The sequence below is a fragment of the Paenibacillus oryzae genome, from assembly GCF_001675045.1.
In the GTDB taxonomy this organism is placed as follows: Bacteria; Bacillota; Bacilli; order Paenibacillales; family Paenibacillaceae; genus Pristimantibacillus; species Pristimantibacillus oryzae.
The window spans coordinates 164859-181369 of record NZ_LYPA01000047.1; the positions used below are offsets into that span (position 1 = coordinate 164859).

The 16511-nt window shown below is 51.5% G+C and carries 12 protein-coding genes; 11 read left to right on the top strand and 1 reads right to left on the bottom strand.

Going from position 1 to position 16511, the window contains the following annotated elements; genetic code table 11:
* Positions 1-73 precede the first annotated feature (73 nt).
* The 4 genes from A7K91_RS09825 to odhB all read left to right on the top strand — a co-directional run bounded on the left by A7K91_RS09825 (position 74) and on the right by odhB (position 7613).
* Positions 74-1471 (top strand): ATP-binding protein, encoded by a 1398-nt coding sequence (locus tag A7K91_RS09825; RefSeq protein ID WP_068682126.1) that lies wholly within the window; start codon positions 74-76, stop codon positions 1469-1471.
* 70 nt (positions 1472-1541) lie between these two features.
* Positions 1542-3077: a leucyl aminopeptidase gene (locus tag A7K91_RS09830; protein WP_068682183.1), complete on the top strand. Its 1536-nt coding sequence runs from the start codon at positions 1542-1544 to the stop codon at positions 3075-3077.
* Between the two features lie 336 nt (positions 3078-3413).
* Positions 3414-6317: a 2-oxoglutarate dehydrogenase E1 component gene (locus A7K91_RS09835; protein WP_068682128.1), complete on the top strand. Its 2904-nt coding sequence runs from the start codon at positions 3414-3416 to the stop codon at positions 6315-6317.
* A gap of 6 nt (positions 6318-6323) precedes the next feature.
* A complete protein-coding gene (gene odhB, locus A7K91_RS09840; protein ID WP_068682130.1) occupies positions 6324-7613 on the top strand; it encodes a 2-oxoglutarate dehydrogenase complex dihydrolipoyllysine-residue succinyltransferase in 1290 nt (429 codons plus the stop codon).
* Between the two features lie 414 nt (positions 7614-8027).
* Here odhB and A7K91_RS09845 read toward each other — a convergent pair whose 3' ends face one another.
* The gene (locus A7K91_RS09845; RefSeq protein ID WP_068682132.1) at positions 8028-8879 is read right to left on the bottom strand and encodes a helix-turn-helix transcriptional regulator; all 852 of its coding nucleotides are present in this window, start codon (positions 8877-8879) and stop codon (positions 8028-8030) included.
* Between the two features lie 246 nt (positions 8880-9125).
* Between A7K91_RS09845 and A7K91_RS09850 the strand changes: the two genes are divergently transcribed.
* From A7K91_RS09850 to A7K91_RS09880, 7 genes are all read left to right on the top strand, one after another.
* Positions 9126-10262: a Gfo/Idh/MocA family protein gene (locus A7K91_RS09850; protein ID WP_068682134.1), complete on the top strand. Its 1137-nt coding sequence runs from the start codon at positions 9126-9128 to the stop codon at positions 10260-10262.
* Positions 10262-11338 (top strand): Gfo/Idh/MocA family protein, encoded by a 1077-nt coding sequence (locus A7K91_RS09855; protein ID WP_068682136.1) that lies wholly within the window; start codon positions 10262-10264, stop codon positions 11336-11338. Before A7K91_RS09850 ends, A7K91_RS09855 begins: the two co-directional genes overlap by 1 nt.
* A gap of 183 nt (positions 11339-11521) precedes the next feature.
* Entirely contained in the window at positions 11522-11992 is a 471-nt protein-coding gene (locus A7K91_RS09860; protein ID WP_068682138.1) for a VOC family protein, read from the top strand.
* A gap of 162 nt (positions 11993-12154) precedes the next feature.
* Positions 12155-12853, top strand: coding sequence for an SDR family oxidoreductase (locus A7K91_RS09865; RefSeq protein WP_068682139.1), 699 nt, complete (start codon positions 12155-12157; stop codon positions 12851-12853).
* A 96-nt stretch (positions 12854-12949) separates the two neighbouring features.
* Entirely contained in the window at positions 12950-13903 is a 954-nt protein-coding gene (locus A7K91_RS09870; protein WP_068682141.1) for an aldo/keto reductase family protein, read from the top strand.
* A gap of 3 nt (positions 13904-13906) precedes the next feature.
* The gene (locus A7K91_RS09875; RefSeq protein WP_068682142.1) at positions 13907-15808 is read left to right on the top strand and encodes a glycoside hydrolase family 9 protein; all 1902 of its coding nucleotides are present in this window, start codon (positions 13907-13909) and stop codon (positions 15806-15808) included.
* Positions 15809-16010: 202 nt separating this feature from the next.
* Complete coding sequence (locus A7K91_RS09880) at positions 16011-16223, top strand: hypothetical protein (protein ID WP_068682144.1); 213 nt, start codon at positions 16011-16013, stop codon at positions 16221-16223.
* The last annotated feature ends 288 nt before the right edge of the window (positions 16224-16511 follow it).

Below are 16511 nucleotides of genomic sequence, written 5' to 3' on the forward strand. Positions count from 1 at the left end.
AAAGTAAACCTATGATGAGGTATGGTGTTTTGAACATTCCATAATCCATAGTTTTGCCGGGGAGGAGTAGTAGATGCAAGCCATTCGAAAGCGGTATTTCCCGGCGCTTGCCGAATTTGTTCGTGGCGGCGGAGAAGCATCGCTGTTTCATGCCAGTGAGCTTGGCAAACAACTTTACGACTTTCATCCTGAAGCGATTTTTGCCGTTCATGAAGAATGCCTGGGGACACTTGCCGCAAATATGGAATCACACGATGCGTTAAAGCTTTATCACGACTCTTTTTCTTTTCTAAAAGAGTTGCTCGCTGCCCAGCATGAAAAGGTGGGCATTGACGCCAGTGGAGAAATTATCGACTTGCGCCGCAGAACCTCAACTTTGGATGTGCACGGATTACTGCCGGTTCAATACCCTACGGATTCCGAAAGAGTCAAAAACAAGTATGAAAACGTGCTGCAGCATATGGATAGCGGAATTGCGCTGTTCGACGATGACGGCATCCTGACGTTTATTAACGTGCAAATGGCCAAGGAACTTAATATATCCCGGTACGAGCTGGTTGGCCATAACATCAGGGGCATTTTGCTTCACCCGGGCCTGCATATCGGCACCAAACGCATCATTTTGCGCCTTTACCGGGAAATGTTCCGCAAGCGAAACCGGTATTACGAGTTTCAGAATCGCGACGGGAGACATCTGCTGGCAACCGTTACTTATGGCGATCAATTAAACGGCGATTTCCTGATTAGCGTCAAGGATGTTTCGGAGTACAAGCAAATTGAGCAAAGCGCGCTGCAAAACGACAAGCTGGCCATGCTGGGCAAAATAGCCGCGGCAATCGCCCACGAAATCCGCAATCCGCTTACCAGCATCAGAGGTTTTATTCAGCTCCTTCGCCCCTATCTGCTAGAGGTGGGGAAGGAAGAATACGCTCGTATTATTTTGACAGAAATCGATCGCGCAAACGACATCATATATGAGTTTCTGAATTCCTCCAAGCCATCCGCGCCATTGAAAAAAGCAACCTCGGTTGACGGTCTGATCCGCGAAGTCATCATGTTGACGGAAAGCGAAGCGCTGCTCCGCAATTGTGAAATCACATTTGAATCGCTTGAGCCCGATGCATTTATTGCCGTGGATGTGAAGCAGGTCAAGCAGGTTATGCTGAATATGGTCAAAAACGCGCTGGACGCGGTGGAAGAGGTCCGGTCTGATAGAAGAGGCAGCATACATATTTCGCTTTCTAGCGACGGTCAATACGTGGAATTCAAAATCAAGGATAACGGCAAAGGAATGGACAAGGCCGTCATGAACCGCCTGTTCGATCCCTTCTTCACCACCAAGCAAGCCGGAACAGGGCTTGGATTATCGGTCAGCTATCGCATCATCCGCAACCACGGCGGCACCATTAGGGTAGACTCCCGCGAAGGCTGCGGCACGGAATTTATCATTTATTTGCCATTGGCGGAATAAAGGATTAGAATCGAATCGGGGCATAAGTTCCGATTCTTTTTTATGGGGAAAAATGAAAGCGGGGAACGGCATGATAAAAACGAAATTGACATACGGCGAACCGGCCGCAGACATAAGCGGAGCCAGCGCTGGTGCGGCTGGAGCCGGGGTTCATATTCTTTTTTTAACCGAGGAGGAAGCCGGGGGAACAACGCCTCTGGTGCAGGAGCATATCGACGCCGAGCTAAGGAGAGCGGTGTCCAGGGGGCTGTTCAAGGGCAAGCCGGAGCAGGCGTTTAGCGCGCCTACGCTTGGTTTGTTCAAAATGCCTTATGTGCTATTTGTAGGCTATAAGCCGGGAGAAGGCCGCGAGGGCTTGCGGCTTGCGGCAGCGGCAGCGGCAAAGGAGCTGAAAGCATTGGCGGCAGAGACGGCCTCCTTCGATTTGCGGGCTTCTATTTTGCAGGAGGAAGTAAAGGCACTGGGAGCGGCAGCCGTGTCGCAAGCGCTGACAGAAGGGCTGCTGCTTGCGCTGCATGACCGTCTTCCGCTCAAAAGGGAACCGGCAGTGCGTTATCAGCCGCTGCATGTGGGCCTTGTACCGGATGCCGGATTGCAGCAGCTGGCTCCGCAAGGGGAGTGGGAGCAAGGAATCGCGAGCGGACTTGTCATCGTGGAGGCTGTTGCTTATGCGCGCGACCTGACTAATCTGCCCGGCAATGATCTGACTCCGGAGCGGCTGGCTTTTTTTGCTGAGGAACTGGCTCATGAATATGAGCTGGATGTTGAAATTATCGATGAATGGACGGCAGCGGAGCAAGGCATGGGCGGCTTGCTTGGCGTAGGGCAAGGCAGCGTCAATCCGCCCCGCATGATCGTGCTTCATTATAAAGGAGATCCAGATAGCGACGAGGTTTGGGGATGGATCGGCAAAGGCATTACGTTTGATACCGGCGGCATTTCGCTCAAGAGCCCTCCAGGCATGGAGGAGATGATTTCCGATATGGGAGGCGCGGCAGCCGTGCTTGGCGCATTGCGGGCGGTTGCGGAATTGAAGGCAAAGGCCAATATTGTGGCGGTTATTCCTGCCGCCGAAAACATGCCGTCGGACCGCGCATTAAAGCCTGGCGATGTTCTGACTACGATGAGCGGTTACACCATAGAAGTGGTCAACACGGATGCGGAGGGCCGCATAGTGCTGGCGGACGGTTTGACGACAGCTATACGCAGGGGGGCGACCCGTCTGGTCGATGTTGCTACGTTAACGGGAGCCGTCATGCAAACGCTCGGTTATGAGGCGACTGGCGCCGTTACCAATCACCCCGAGCTGCTGAAGGAAATAATGGCTGCCGCAGATCGTGCCGGAGAACGCGTCTGGGAGCTGCCTGTGTATCCCGAATTCAGGAAGCCGCTGAAAAGCGTCGCCGCCGATTTGCGCAATGGCGCCGGACGCTATGGAGCAGCCACGACGGGCGGTTTGTTTATCGGGCATTTTGCTGAAGGTTTGCCTTGGGTGCATCTGGATATTGGCGGCTCCAGCTGGCTGGAGGAAGATAAAGCGCTTGAGCCTAAGGGAGCTACTGGCTCCATTACCCGAACATTAGTGGAGCTTGTGTGCCGAAAATAGAAGAATGCCGGGCGAAAGTCCGGCTTTTCCGCCAACTTTTGTAAGCTCTTTCATGAATTCAGGCAAGCATCTCTATTGATGCTGTAAAACGATGAAACCGATGCCAATATGATCATGGAAGGCAATCCGTTATTGTACTAAAATATGAAGAAGCCAAGCAACAGCAAAAATCACAATTTTATTTCTTTTTTTTGTGAAAACGATGTTGCGGGGCATGCTTCGCAATGGAAAGTCAACGATTGAGCAATCTCTAGAAGCGCAAGCGGGCGCGCATGGTTTGGTCCGCAGCAGGCAATAATGAGATGGTTATCAATAGAGAGGGTGGAAATTTCTGCAATGAGCGTCCATGATGAAGTCAATCATTCGCCTTGGAAAAGCTATTATGGTCCCAATCTTGGTTATGTTCAGGAGCAATACGAGCTTTACTTGACAAACCCGGAAGCCATTGAATCATCGGTTCGCGAGATGTTTGAACAGTGGGGCCCGCCTCCCGAGATTACAGAGACAGCCAATGCCGTTTCTTCGGGACGAGCTGACAGCGCTTTAAAGCAAGCGCCAGCTTCCGCGATCGACAGCAATATGTTCAAGAAGGTCGTTGCCGCGCATCAGCTCATGCTGAATATTCGCAGGTACGGCCATTTAGGCGCGGATATTAATCCGCTTGGCATTAGCCAGCCCGCCGACACCAAACTGCTGGAGCCGGAAACCTTTGGACTGACCAAAGAGGATTTGGCCAGCATTCCGGCATCGTTGATCTGGGACAATGCTCCGGAGTCGCTGGCAAGCGGCTGGGAAGCCATTCAGCAGCTCAGGAAGATTTACACCCGCTCGGCTGCTTACGAATTTACGCATATTCATGACGAGAATGAACGAAACTGGCTGCATCGCCAGGCCGAGTCCCGCTCGTTCCCAGCCCCTCTGACGGGCGAGGAGCGCATTGCTCTGCTGGAGCGGCTGATGCAGGTTGAATTGTTCGAAAACTTTATTCATAAAACCTTCGTCGGACAAAAGCGTTTTTCCATCGAAGGCCTTGATATGCTTGTTCCTGTGCTGGACGAAATCGTTCGCAATTCTGCGCAAAGCGGCGCAGAGCATGTCCTGATCGGCATGGCGCACCGCGGCCGCCTTAATGTGCTAACGCATGTGCTGGGCAAGCCGTATGAAAAAATCTTTTCGGAATTCCATCATTCGCCCAACAAGGAATTAGTGCCGTCCGAAGGCTCCATCGGCATCAACTTCGGCTGGACAGGCGATGTAAAATACCATCTGGGAGCCAATCGTTCCGTTCAAAGCAGCGAAACGGTGTCCACGCGTCTCACGCTGGCGAATAACCCGAGCCATCTGGAATTTGTTAATCCTGTAGTAGAAGGATTTACAAGAGCGGCTCAGGAGGATCGTTCGCAGCCCGGCTTCCCGGTCCAAAACGTGCAAAGCGCCGTTACGGTTTGCGTCCATGGCGATGCGGCCTTTATTGGCGAAGGCATTGTGGCGGAGACGCTTAACTTTAACAATCTGCAAGGCTACCGCAATGGCGGCACGCTGCATATTATCGCCAACAACCGTCTTGGCTTTACGACCAACAGCCAGGACTCGCGTTCGACTTATTATGCAAGCGATCTGGCCAAAGGCTTTGACATTCCGATTGTACACGTTAACGCCGACGATCCCGAGGCTTGTCTGGCGGCAATCCGTCTGGCCTGCGAATATCGCTCGATTTTCAATAAAGGCTTCGTTATCGATCTGATCGGCTACCGCCGTTATGGCCATAACGAAATGGATGATCCCGAAGTAACTCAGCCGCTTGTATACGCCAAGGTGCGCAATCACCCTACGGTAAGCACGATTTATGGCAACAAGCTTGTTGCCAAAGGCGTTGTTGGCGAGGAGCAGGTAGAGCATCTGCGCCAAAAAAGGCTCGGCGAGCTTCAAACGGCATATGATTCCATGAAGGAGCAGGAGAGCAAGAAGCATGCTCAAGCGCCTCAGGATAACGGCAAAATCGTACCTGAAAACGTGGCGACGGCCGTACCAATGGAAACGTTGAAGGAGATTAACCTGGAGCTGCTTAATCGTCCGGAGTCCTTTACGGAATACAGCAAGCTGCAGCGTATTCTCCAACGCCGCTCCATCGGCCTGAACGATGGGGAAAAGCTGGATTGGGCGCACGCGGAGTCGCTTGCATTCGCTACGATTCTGGCGGATGGAACGCCGGTTCGCTTAAGCGGCCAGGATTCGGAGCGCGGAACGTTTGCTCACCGCCATATTATGCTGAATGATCACGTCACAGCCCAAAAGTTTTCGCCGCTTCATATTTTGCCGCAAGCAAAAGCTTCCTTTGCGGTTCATAACAGCCCGCTGTCGGAAACGGCTGTACTGGCTTTTGAATACGGCTATAATGTGTTTGCGCCGGAAACCTTTGTTATCTGGGAAGCGCAATATGGCGACTTTGCCAACGTGGCACAAGTTATTTTTGACCAGTTTATTTCGGCCGGCCGCGCAAAATGGCTGCAAAAATCCGGTTTGGTCATCCTGTTGCCGCATGGTTACGAAGGTCAAGGGCCAGAGCATTCCAGCGCTCGTCTGGAGCGTTTCCTTCAATTGTCTGCCGACAATAACTGGACCGTAGCCAATCTGACGACATCGGCTCAATATTTCCATATCTTGCGCAAGCAGGCGGCTATGCTGGGCAGCGACAATGTTCGCCCGCTGGTGCTGATGGCTCCAAAAAGCTTGATCCGCAATCCGCGCGTAGCTTCTCGCGGCACGGAGTTCAGCGAAGGCTCCTTCAAGCCGGTGCTGCCAATGTTCGATGCCGGAGAATCCAAGGATGCCAAGAGCAAGGTTAAACGCCTGCTGCTGGGTACAGGCAAGGTGATGGTGGATATTGAAGAGGCCATGTCAGCCTCTGAGGCAAAAGAATTTGAATGGCTTCGCGTAGCTCGCGTGGAGCAGCTTTATCCGCTGCCGAAGGCAGAGCTTGAAAATATTCTGGCGCAATATCCGCGCTTGTCGGAAATTGTCTGGGTTCAGGAAGAGCCGAAAAACCAGGGCTCGTGGAATTACATGGAATCCCGCCTGCGCGAGCTTGCTCCGTCGAAGGCGACGGTAAGCTACATTGGCCGTCCGGATCGTTCAAGCACGGCAAGCGGACATCAGGAGGTTCACGCTGCAGAGCAGCAGTTTATTATCACTTCAGCGCTTAATGGTCAACCAATACAATCCAGCTTGGTAGGGAGGTAGCCACACATGGCAGAAATAATCGTACCTGATTTGGGAGAATCGATCTCGGAAGGCACTATTTCAAAATGGTTTGTGAAGGACGGCGACACCGTCAATCAAGGCGACGTGCTCCTTGAGCTGGAAACGGATAAGGTCAACATCGAAATTAGCGCGGACAGCAGCGGCACCGTGTCCGGCATTACGAAAAAAGACGGCGACGTTGTTCTGGTTGGCGAATCGATCGGCACAATCGGGGCCTCATCCGGGGCTCCTGCGCCAGCAGCGGCCGCTGAGCCGGCACCGCAGCCTGTTTCGCAGGCAGCAGAAGCTTCCGCTCCAGCGGCCGCAACACCGGCTTCGACCCCTGCTCCGACCGTCGCGCCTGCTGCAGGAAATAACGCCGCAAGCGTAAATGCTTCTCCGGCGGCGCGCAAGCTGGCTCGCGAGCAAGGCATTGATTTGACCCAGGTGCAAGGAAAAGACGGCATTGGCCGCATTTACCCGGACGATGTGCGCTCGCATGGCACCAAGTCGGCTGCTCCGGCAGCGTCCGCCCCGGCTGCTTCAAGCACGCCGGCAGCCCAAGGCTCGTCCCCTGCTCCGGTTGAAGGCGGAAAGCCGGTTGAGCGCCAGCGGATGTCGCGCAGACGGGCAACGATCGCCAAACGTCTGGTTGAAGCGCAGCGTACGGCTGCAATGCTGACTACCTTTAACGAGGTAGACATGACGGCGATTCTGGATTTGCGCAAGCGCCGCAAGCAAACCTTCTTCGAGAAAAACGAAGTGAATTTGGGCTTTATGTCCTTCTTTACAAAAGCGGTTGTTGGCGCCCTGAAGGCGTTCCCTCTGCTAAACGCGGAAATCGACGGCGACGATGTTGTTGTTAAGAAGTTTTATGACATCGGCATTGCGGTATCGGCGAAGGAAGGACTTGTTGTTCCTGTTGTCCGCGACGCTGATCGCCTGAGCTTTGGAGAAATCGAAAAAAATATCGTCGATCTTGCGAAAAAAGCTCGCGCCAACACGCTAGCGCTTAGCGATCTGCAAGGCGGCAGCTTTACGATTACAAACGGCGGCGTTTTTGGCTCTCTGTTGTCCACGCCTATTTTGAACACGCCTCAGGTAGGCATTCTGGGCATGCACAAAATCCAGCTTCGTCCTATTGCGATTGATGAAGAGCGGATGGAGAACCGGCCGATGATGTATATCGCCCTCTCTTACGACCACCGTATTGTAGACGGAAGCGAAGCGGTTCGTTTCCTCGTAACGGTTAAGGAATTGCTGGAAGACCCTGAGCAGCTTCTGCTGCAAGGCTAGAGTTGGTTCTGGGCAACTTAATATGCCGCTTAATATGCAAAACTCCCTGCAAGCAGATGTTCAATCTGCATGCAGGGAGTTTTTTTACATATGGCCTGTGCCGGGTTCTTAAAAAATAGAATGGTTTGACTGTCGTATGAATCTTCATGGAGAGTAAGGAGCGGGCGAGTTATACACTTTGTATGTTTATTCGTACAAACGCTGCACTTTTGATGGATATTTTGATTGTTTTATACGATAAATCGTACAAAATTTTGGTATAGGGGTAACGGCTGCTTTGTTTTTGTATGAAATTTCGTACAACCTGTACGTTAATAGGGTTGGTGATGCCATGTTTGTACGATAATTCATACAACCTGCTGGTTAATACAACTGGTGATGCAATGTTTGTATGATGCATCGACCCTCCGCGCTTTAACCGTGTCCGTTTATCTGATGCTGCTTGCGGTACTGCTCCGCTGTCAGCCCGGTGTGGCTTTTGAACGAGCGGCTAAAATGGGAGGGATGCTTGAAGCCAACCTCATAGCCGATATCGGTTATACTGGCGTTTTGCTGGAGGAGCATCAGCTTGGCTTCGTAAATCCGGCGATGCATTAAATAGTGAAAAATGGTCATGCCGGTTACTTCTTTAAAGGTTTTAGCCAAATAATATTTGCTTAAATGCAAACTATCCTGCAGCATGTCCAGATTTATATCCTCTTTAAACCGAGCCTCCAAGATGCTAATAATCGCTTGTGTATGCTGCTCCTTGGAGGAAGGGAAGCTTGGTATATCCTTTAGCGGATTTTGACATAATTCTCCGATGATCAGCAGCAAATCCAGCAATCCGGCTTGAAAGCGCTGATGGGCGTAAGGGGTTCCTTGCTTGTACAACTCCTCCAGCCTTGTCAGGGTTTGCTCCATCTCATCCTTGTCAGAGCCCTTTAATTGAAGACGAATGTTGCGAAGCTTCAGGAAAGGCTCAAGCAAATTGCCGGCAAATCCTGGCTGTATCAATTGACTGAAATAGTGGGGATCAAAATGAATTATGGTACGTTTGTATTCTACCTTGGGATCATTATGCGCTTTGTGAAGCGTCATGCCGTGCATGAGCAGCAAATCGCCGGGCTCCAGCGTATAAACACGGTCATTGATTAAATAATTGGCTTTGCCATGGTGAAAATAATAAATTTCATAATGAAGATGGGCGTGATAGGAGATGATTGCATTATAGGTAGCATTAGTGCTGATGCTGTATGGCGTGGAAATCGAATACATGACACTCATAGGATCCCCTCCTGTGCTACTCAAATTATACACCAACCAGAGTTAAATGAAAGAGAGGAATGCGTTAATCCTGTAGAAGCCGAAGCTATTCCGTTTTGTTACTATAGCAGTGTACCTAGGCAAAGGAATGGATAGTTTATTTGTTTAAATCAGGAGTATTCGGCACGACTATCTTTCACTTTTTAATGCAGCGCAGGCAGTGAATATTTTTAGTGCGATTATAGGAATAAAAGGGAGAGCTGAGGCATGGAAGCTGTGAGGCTGGGCATTATTGGGTTGGGAAACATGGGCAAAGGGCATATCGGCTATTTGAACAGAGGTGAGGTCAGTAATGTGCTGCTCACTGCTGTAAGCGATTACGATCCAGCGGGGTTAGAGTGGGCGAAGCAGCATGTTGGCGAGCAGGTGGCTTTGTTTGCTGATCCTTATGAATTGATGGCATCCGGGCTTGTGGATGGAGTTTTGATTGCAACCCCGCATTATTCTCATCCTGAGCTGGCAATTGCCGCCTTTGAAAGAGGGCTGCATGTGCTTTGCGAAAAACCGGCTGGCGTCTATACGAAGCAGGTGCGGGAAATGAATGATGCGGCCGCCCGCAGCAATACCAAATTCAGCATGATGTATAATCAGCGCACCAATCCGCTTTACCAGAAGCTAAAGGACTTGAACGACAGCGGAGAGCTTGGCGAAATCAGACGCACTAACTGGATCATTACCAATTGGTATCGCTCGCAATCCTATTATGATTCCGGGACATGGAGGGCGACCTGGGCCGGAGAGGGCGGCGGCGTGCTGCTGAATCAGGACCCGCATCAGCTGGACCTGTGGCAGTGGACCATTAATATGATGCCAAAACGGGTGCGCGCTTTTTGCTATTTTGGCAAACACCGCAATATCGAGGTTGAAGATGATGTAACAGCTTTTGTTGAATATGAAAATGGCGCAACCGGCGTGTTCGTAACGACGACGGGAGAAGCGCCTGGCACCAATCGTCTGGAAATTAGCGGAGATCGCGGCAAAGTGGTTATTGAAGACGGCCAATTGACCTTTTGGAGGCTAAGAACGCCGGAGCGGGAATTTAACGCCGCTTTTACGGGCGGATTCGGCCAGCCGGAATGCTGGAAATGCGAAATTCCGATCCATGGCGAAAATCCCGATCACAAGGGCATTACGCAAAATTGGGTCAACAGCATCCTTTACGATGAACCGTTGATTGCACCCGGCGAAGACGGCATAAAGGGCTTGATGCTGTCCAATGCGATGCTGCTTTCGACATGGCTGGATGATTGGGTGGATTTGCCGATTGACGAGGAGCTGTATTATTCGTATTTGCAAAAACAAATTGCGGCCTCCCGCAAAACAAACGGAAAGGGTGTTTTATAATGAGCAAAAGCGATGGCATGAATTATGCGCCGACAGGCGAAGTAAGGTCAGTTGTTGAGCCGGGCCAATTTGTGTTTGCTGCGATGAATCTGGATCATGGGCATATTTACGGCATGTGCAATGGATTGATCGAGGCTGGCGCCAAGCTTAAATGGGTTTACGACAATGATCGGGCCAAGGCGGAAGCGTTCCGGCGAAAATATCCCGAAGCGGAAATCGCGGAAAGCGAGGAGCAGCTTTTGGATGATCCCGAGGTGTCGCTGATTGCAGCCGCGGCTGTGCCCAATTTGCGAGGACCGCTTGGCGTACGCGTCATGCGGAGCGGAAAGCATTATTTTACGGACAAAACGCCGTTTACGACGCTGGAGCAATTGGAGGAAGCGCGGAAAACGTCTCGCGAGACGGGGAAAAAATATGCGGTTTATTACAGCGAGCGGCTGCATGTGGAAAGCGCCGTACACGCTGGAAATCTGATCTCGCAGGGAGCAATCGGGCGGGTTGTGCAGGTTATCGGCTTTGGTCCGCATCGGCTGAATGCGCCTTCGCGCCCGGACTGGTTTTTCGAAAAGGAAAAATACGGCGGCATCCTGTGTGACATCGGCTCGCATCAGGTAGAGCAGTTTCTGTATTTTACGGGAAACACCGAGGGCAAAGTCGTTAACAGCAAGGTGGCCAATTACGCCAATAAAGATTATCCCGAGCTGGAGGATTTTGGCGATATGACGCTGGTTGGCGAAAACGGAGCAACGGGGTATTTCCGAGTGGATTGGCTGACGCCGGACGGTTTAGGCACATGGGGCGACGGCCGCACGACAATTTTGGGCACGGAAGGGTATATTGAGCTGCGCAAATATATCGATATCGGCAGGGAAGCCGAAGGCGATCAGCTCTACCTCGTCAACCGTGAAGGAGAGTTTCATATGAAGGTTGGCGGCAAGGTGGGCTTCCCTTATTTTGGCCAATTGATTCTGGATTGCTTGAACGGCACGGAAAACGCAATGACGCAGGAGCATGCCTTCAAGGCGGCTGAGCTATGTCTGATTGCCCAGCGGGATGCGCTTGTTGTTGAAAAATAAAGCTCCGGCAGCAGGAGCGCCAAATAAATGTAAGCGCTATTTTTCATAATTGTCTACGTTGACAATCCTATAGGCGATTGCTACGATTAACTCGTGAACACGTGTTAATCGTTTTTTTTATACAAGCTGTTATGCAAGCGCTTTATTGTTTTATGCCATTATGGAATCGAAGGGGCTGGGCAAATGGGTAAGCAAACTGGAGGCAACGGAACTTTAGGCAACCATACTATTACGCAAATCGGATTGCTTGTTCATGATATTGAAGCGGTATCGGCGGCATACGCCCAATTTTTTGGCGTGGAAAAGCCGAATTGGTTCTGGACGGATACGGTAGACAAAGCCCAAACGGAGCTCCGGGGCGAATCCACCGAGGCACGGGCCAAGCTGGCTTTTTTTGATATGGGCTCACTGCAGCTGGAGCTGATCGAGCCTGATCACAACCCCAGCACATGGCGCGAACATTTGGATCAGCATGGAGAAGGCATTCATCATATCGCATTCGGCGTTGAGGGCATGAAGGAGCGGATTGCGGCAATGGAGAAAGGCGGCATGAAGCTGATTCAGAAGGGCGAATACACAGGAGGCCGTTACGCTTATCTGGATACGTTTGGGCCGCTTAAGGTTATGCTTGAGCTGCTGGAAAATGACAAGTAGCGCCAGGGCGTGTCTGAAAACCCGCTTAAGGTCATCTATCGCTGCCTTTTCGCTCCATGCTGCCTTACTTTTCCTCGACTTACCTCCGGTAAGCCGTCAAGATGATCCAATTGGAAAAGCGAAGCCTGGTCGGAGCACATCCTGCTAAGGAGGAAAGCTAATATGAATTTGTTAATTACGGGAGCGGGTAGAGGCTTAGGCCTGCAATTGACCCGCGAAGCAGCAGAGCGCGGACATACGGTTTGGGCAGGCGTTCGCGCCCCGGCTTCAGCCGGAAAGCTGAAGGAGCTTCAGGAAAAACACGGCGATGCCATCCGGCTGTTGACGCTGGATGTGGAGGACGAAGGATCCATCGTGCAAGCTGCCCAGGAATTAACACACCAGGCCGGTGTGCTGGATGGCGTAATCAACAATGCGGCGGTGCTGCTGGGCCGGGAGCAGAAGCTGGAATCGGTAAGTCTTGAGGAGCTGGAGCAATCGTTTCGGGTTAATTTGTATGGCCCCATAGCGGTTGCCAAATACATAATGCCTTTGCTGCGCAAGGGCGAGCAGCAAGCCATTATCAACATCAGCTCCGAAGCGGGAGGTTTTGCGGGCGCCTATGACGGGGATTATGGCTATGCCTTGAGCAAAAGCGGGCTGAATATGTTTACGGCTCAGCTGCATAAGGCGTTAACCCCGCAGGGCTACGCGGTTTACGCCGTTCATCCCGGCTGGATCAGGACCGATATGGGAGGCGCTTCAGCGCCCGGCGATGCGGGAGAAGCCGCAAAGGGCATCCTGGATTTGATCGAGCGCAAGGTTATTCCGCCGGAAGGGGCATTTTTCATCAATGCCGACGGCAGCCCGCGAGCGCTGTAGAGCCGCAGACTGCCGGCATCAGCTCGCCAATCAGAGAGCAAGCCTTAGCAAACAGGAAGCAGCCGATGCTTCAATCAGGTTGAGGAGGAGATCTCTTTGAAGTACAGAAGACTGGGTAAAACGGGATTGAAGGTCAGTGAAATCAGCTTGGGTAGCTGGCTGACTTACGGCAACTCGGTAAACGATGTGACAGCGGAAAAAACAATTCAGCAGGCTTATGAGCTAGGCATCAATTTTTTTGATACCGCGAATGTCTACATGCAGGGCAGAGCGGAGGAAGTGGTGGGAGAGGCGCTGCGCCAATATCCCCGCGAATCTTATGTCTTGGCGACAAAAGTATTTTGGCCGATGGGAGAAGGTGTCAACGACCGCGGGTTATCCCGCAAGCATGTGATGGAGCAGGCAAACGCAAGCCTTAGACGGCTGGGCCTGGATTATGTGGACATCTATTATTGCCATCGCTACGATACCGAAACGCCTGTGGAGGAAACGCTTCGCGCTATTGATGATCTAATTCGAGCGGGTAAGGTGCTGTATGCTGGAGTAAGCGAATGGACAGCTGCACAAATTCAGGAGGCGTTAGGAGCAGCCGACAGATATTTGCTGGACCGCATTGTCGTTAACCAGCCTCAATACCATATGTTTAATCGGGGTATCGAAAAAGAAATTGTGCCCCTTAGCAGCCGACATGGCATAGGTCAGGTTGTTTTTTCTCCGCTTGCTCAAGGCGTTTTGACCGGCAAATACAAACGTGGAGCTGATGGCGTGCCGCAAGGCAGCCGCGCACTGGATTCGTCGGCAAATCGCTGGATTACTTCTCTCTTGAGCGACTGGCATTTGTCGCGCGTGGAGAAGCTTTCGGCGCTTGCCGCTGAAATTGGCTGCACTACGGGCCAATTGGCGCTTGCATGGGTGCTCAGGCTGGACAATGTCGCCAGCGCTATTGTAGGCGCCAGCCGTCCGGAGCAGATTGCCGAAAATGCCGGCGCTTGTGAAATCAGCCTTTCTGCTGAGCATCTGTCCGCGATTGAAGATATTTTGGGAGAGTAGCCAATGATGTCGGGCAAGCGGCGCCGGATCGCCGCAATCGCAGGAGGGATCGCGCTTGTTATGGCCGCGTTTGTATTGCTTCTGCTATTCAAAGGAGGAGCGGATAATATGGAACGAGGTCTGGATCAGGAAAAAGAAGATGTTATTGGTGCAGCGGCATCCCCGGAGGGGCAGTCAAAGGATGGGGAAAAAAGCAGCGACGGTACTGATACTCAGCAAGTCATCATTGATGGAGGCGATTATAAGGAAGGCGAAGCCGTTAAGGTAAGCCAGGTCGGATACCCCGTGGGAGCTGCCAAAATCGGTATTGTTGGCGGGGAAAAATGGGAGGACGGCGGAGCCGCTTTTCAACTGATCGAGGTGGAAAGCGGGAACCCTGTGTTTAGCGGTACGGTAACAGAGCCTTTATTTGATGCCGCGGCAGGCGAAAAGGTAAGCAAAGCCGATTTTTCAGCTTACAACGAACCTGGAGTATATCAGCTCGCCGTTGCGGGAGCGGGCCGTTCGTTTCCTTTTGAAATCGGCGAAAATTTATACGCTAAGGAATTGACGATGCTTCTCCGCTCTTATACGCTCCAGCGCGTAGGCGTTGATATTGATGACAGCATCTCCGGCGTCAAGGTTCCGGCAGGCCACTTGCAGGATCGTGAAACAATAGTTTCCTTTGACGACGGCATTTCCAAAAAAGGCGACATCATCGACGCCTCCGGCGGCTGGTACGACGCAGGAGATTTCGGAAAATATATTTCGCCTGCAGCAGTGACTGTAGCGCAGCTGCTGCTCGCCTTCGAGCTGAATCCGGGCGCTTTTCCCGAAGGGCAAATGAGCTTTCCGCCAGGTCTGGAATCAGCGCAGCCGGAGCTTCCCGATGTGCTTGCGGAGGTGCGTTACGAGCTGGATTGGATGCTGAAGATGCAGCGTGAGGATGGCGCAGTTTTTCACAAAATGAGCGGTGCGGCATGGCCTGGCTTTATAATGCCGCATCAGGATAAGCAGCCACGCTATATGTACGGATTATCTACATTCAGCACGGCGCAATTTGCAGGTGCCATTGCGCAGGCTGCGCGTATCTATGAGCCATATGACAAGGAGTTTGCAGCTGTTTTGCTGGAAGCGGCTGAACGGGCGCAGCGTTATCTTGACGCCAATCCTTCCTTCAGCTACCGGCAGGATGAAGGCCAGGATGACGGTTCTGGCGCATATGGCAAAGGCTCCGACAGAGAAGAGCGCCTGTGGGCCGCCGCCGAGCTGTTCCGGACAACGGGCAAGGATGCTTATCGGGATGCTGCAAATGCTTTTGACGATCTGCTCGGCAAAAACGCCCAGGTTGTCAGCTGGTCCGATGCCAGTCTGCTTGGGCTATGGGCTTATTACCATGCGGAAGGAGCAGACCCGGAGCGCAAGGGCAAAATAATGGATGCGATGACGCGCAGCGCCGACGCCATCGTTCAACGCTCCGCTGCCGACGGTTATTTGACCGGACTCCGTCTTCAGGATTATCACTGGGCATCGGCCAAGGTTGCTGGAGCTTACGGCTCCTTGCTCTTGCTGGCTAATGAGCTTAAGCCTGCGCCTGCCTATGAGCAAGTTGCGCTGGAGCATCTTCATTATTTGTTCGGAAGAACCGCGACCGGGTATAGCTATGTCACGGCCGTTGGCAAAAAATACCCCAACAACCCGCATCATCGCACCGGCCATGCATCAGGCGTGCTTTTCCCTGGCTTGGTAGTGGGAGGGCCAAACCGTGAAGGCGGCGATCCCGATCTGAACGAGGTGAAGGATAAGCTGGCTCCCGCCAAAGCTTATCTGGATGTGCTGGGCTCCTACTCCAGCAACGAATACGCGATTGATTATAATGCGCCTGTCGTTTTCCTGACGGCACATTTTGCCAACCCGGGCAGATAAGCAGCCAGGCGGTGAACAGGCAAACCAGGTAAACCAAGTAAACCAAGTAAACCAAGTAACCTGGCAAACAGATAGACAAGTAGACAGACTTAATCCGAATTAAAGCGCCTCGGGCAGCTATCGCTGTTCGGGGCGTTTTTTTGTAATACGTTTCCTTTTCATCTATAATCTTATTTGAGAAGCTTTTAAGTGAGGTGATGTTATGCGAAAAACCGCTGATTGGCTGGTTCATCTTTTTGTTTTTTTATCTATTTATTATTTGCTGTTTTATGGAGCAAAGCTATTTTTACAGGACTGGTATATATCATTGGCCTTTACCAACGTAATTCAAACTGTCATTTTAGTGGTGTTGGGCATTATTTCTTTTGTTGCAACGGTTAAGCTTGTTCAACTTAGCCGGAAAAAAGAATATTAAATTTTTGTCTGATTAATTTGATCAATTAATCATATGTGTTCCCAATCTTTCCAAGCTGCTTATGGTAAAAATGACTGTAAGCGGACTTTTGGCGTTCAATTGTTCATTGTTGATCAGAATGTTCAAAACTGGCTAGTTTGTTGCGGACATTTATGCCCGTTAGAGTCCAATTATTGCGGAAAGTCACATTTTAACGGTCACGCATGGCTACGCTTGACCCATAACGCTTCCTTAAATTTACAGTAAAAAGCGATAGCTGCTCAAGACGTTTTGGAACACTTGGAGTCC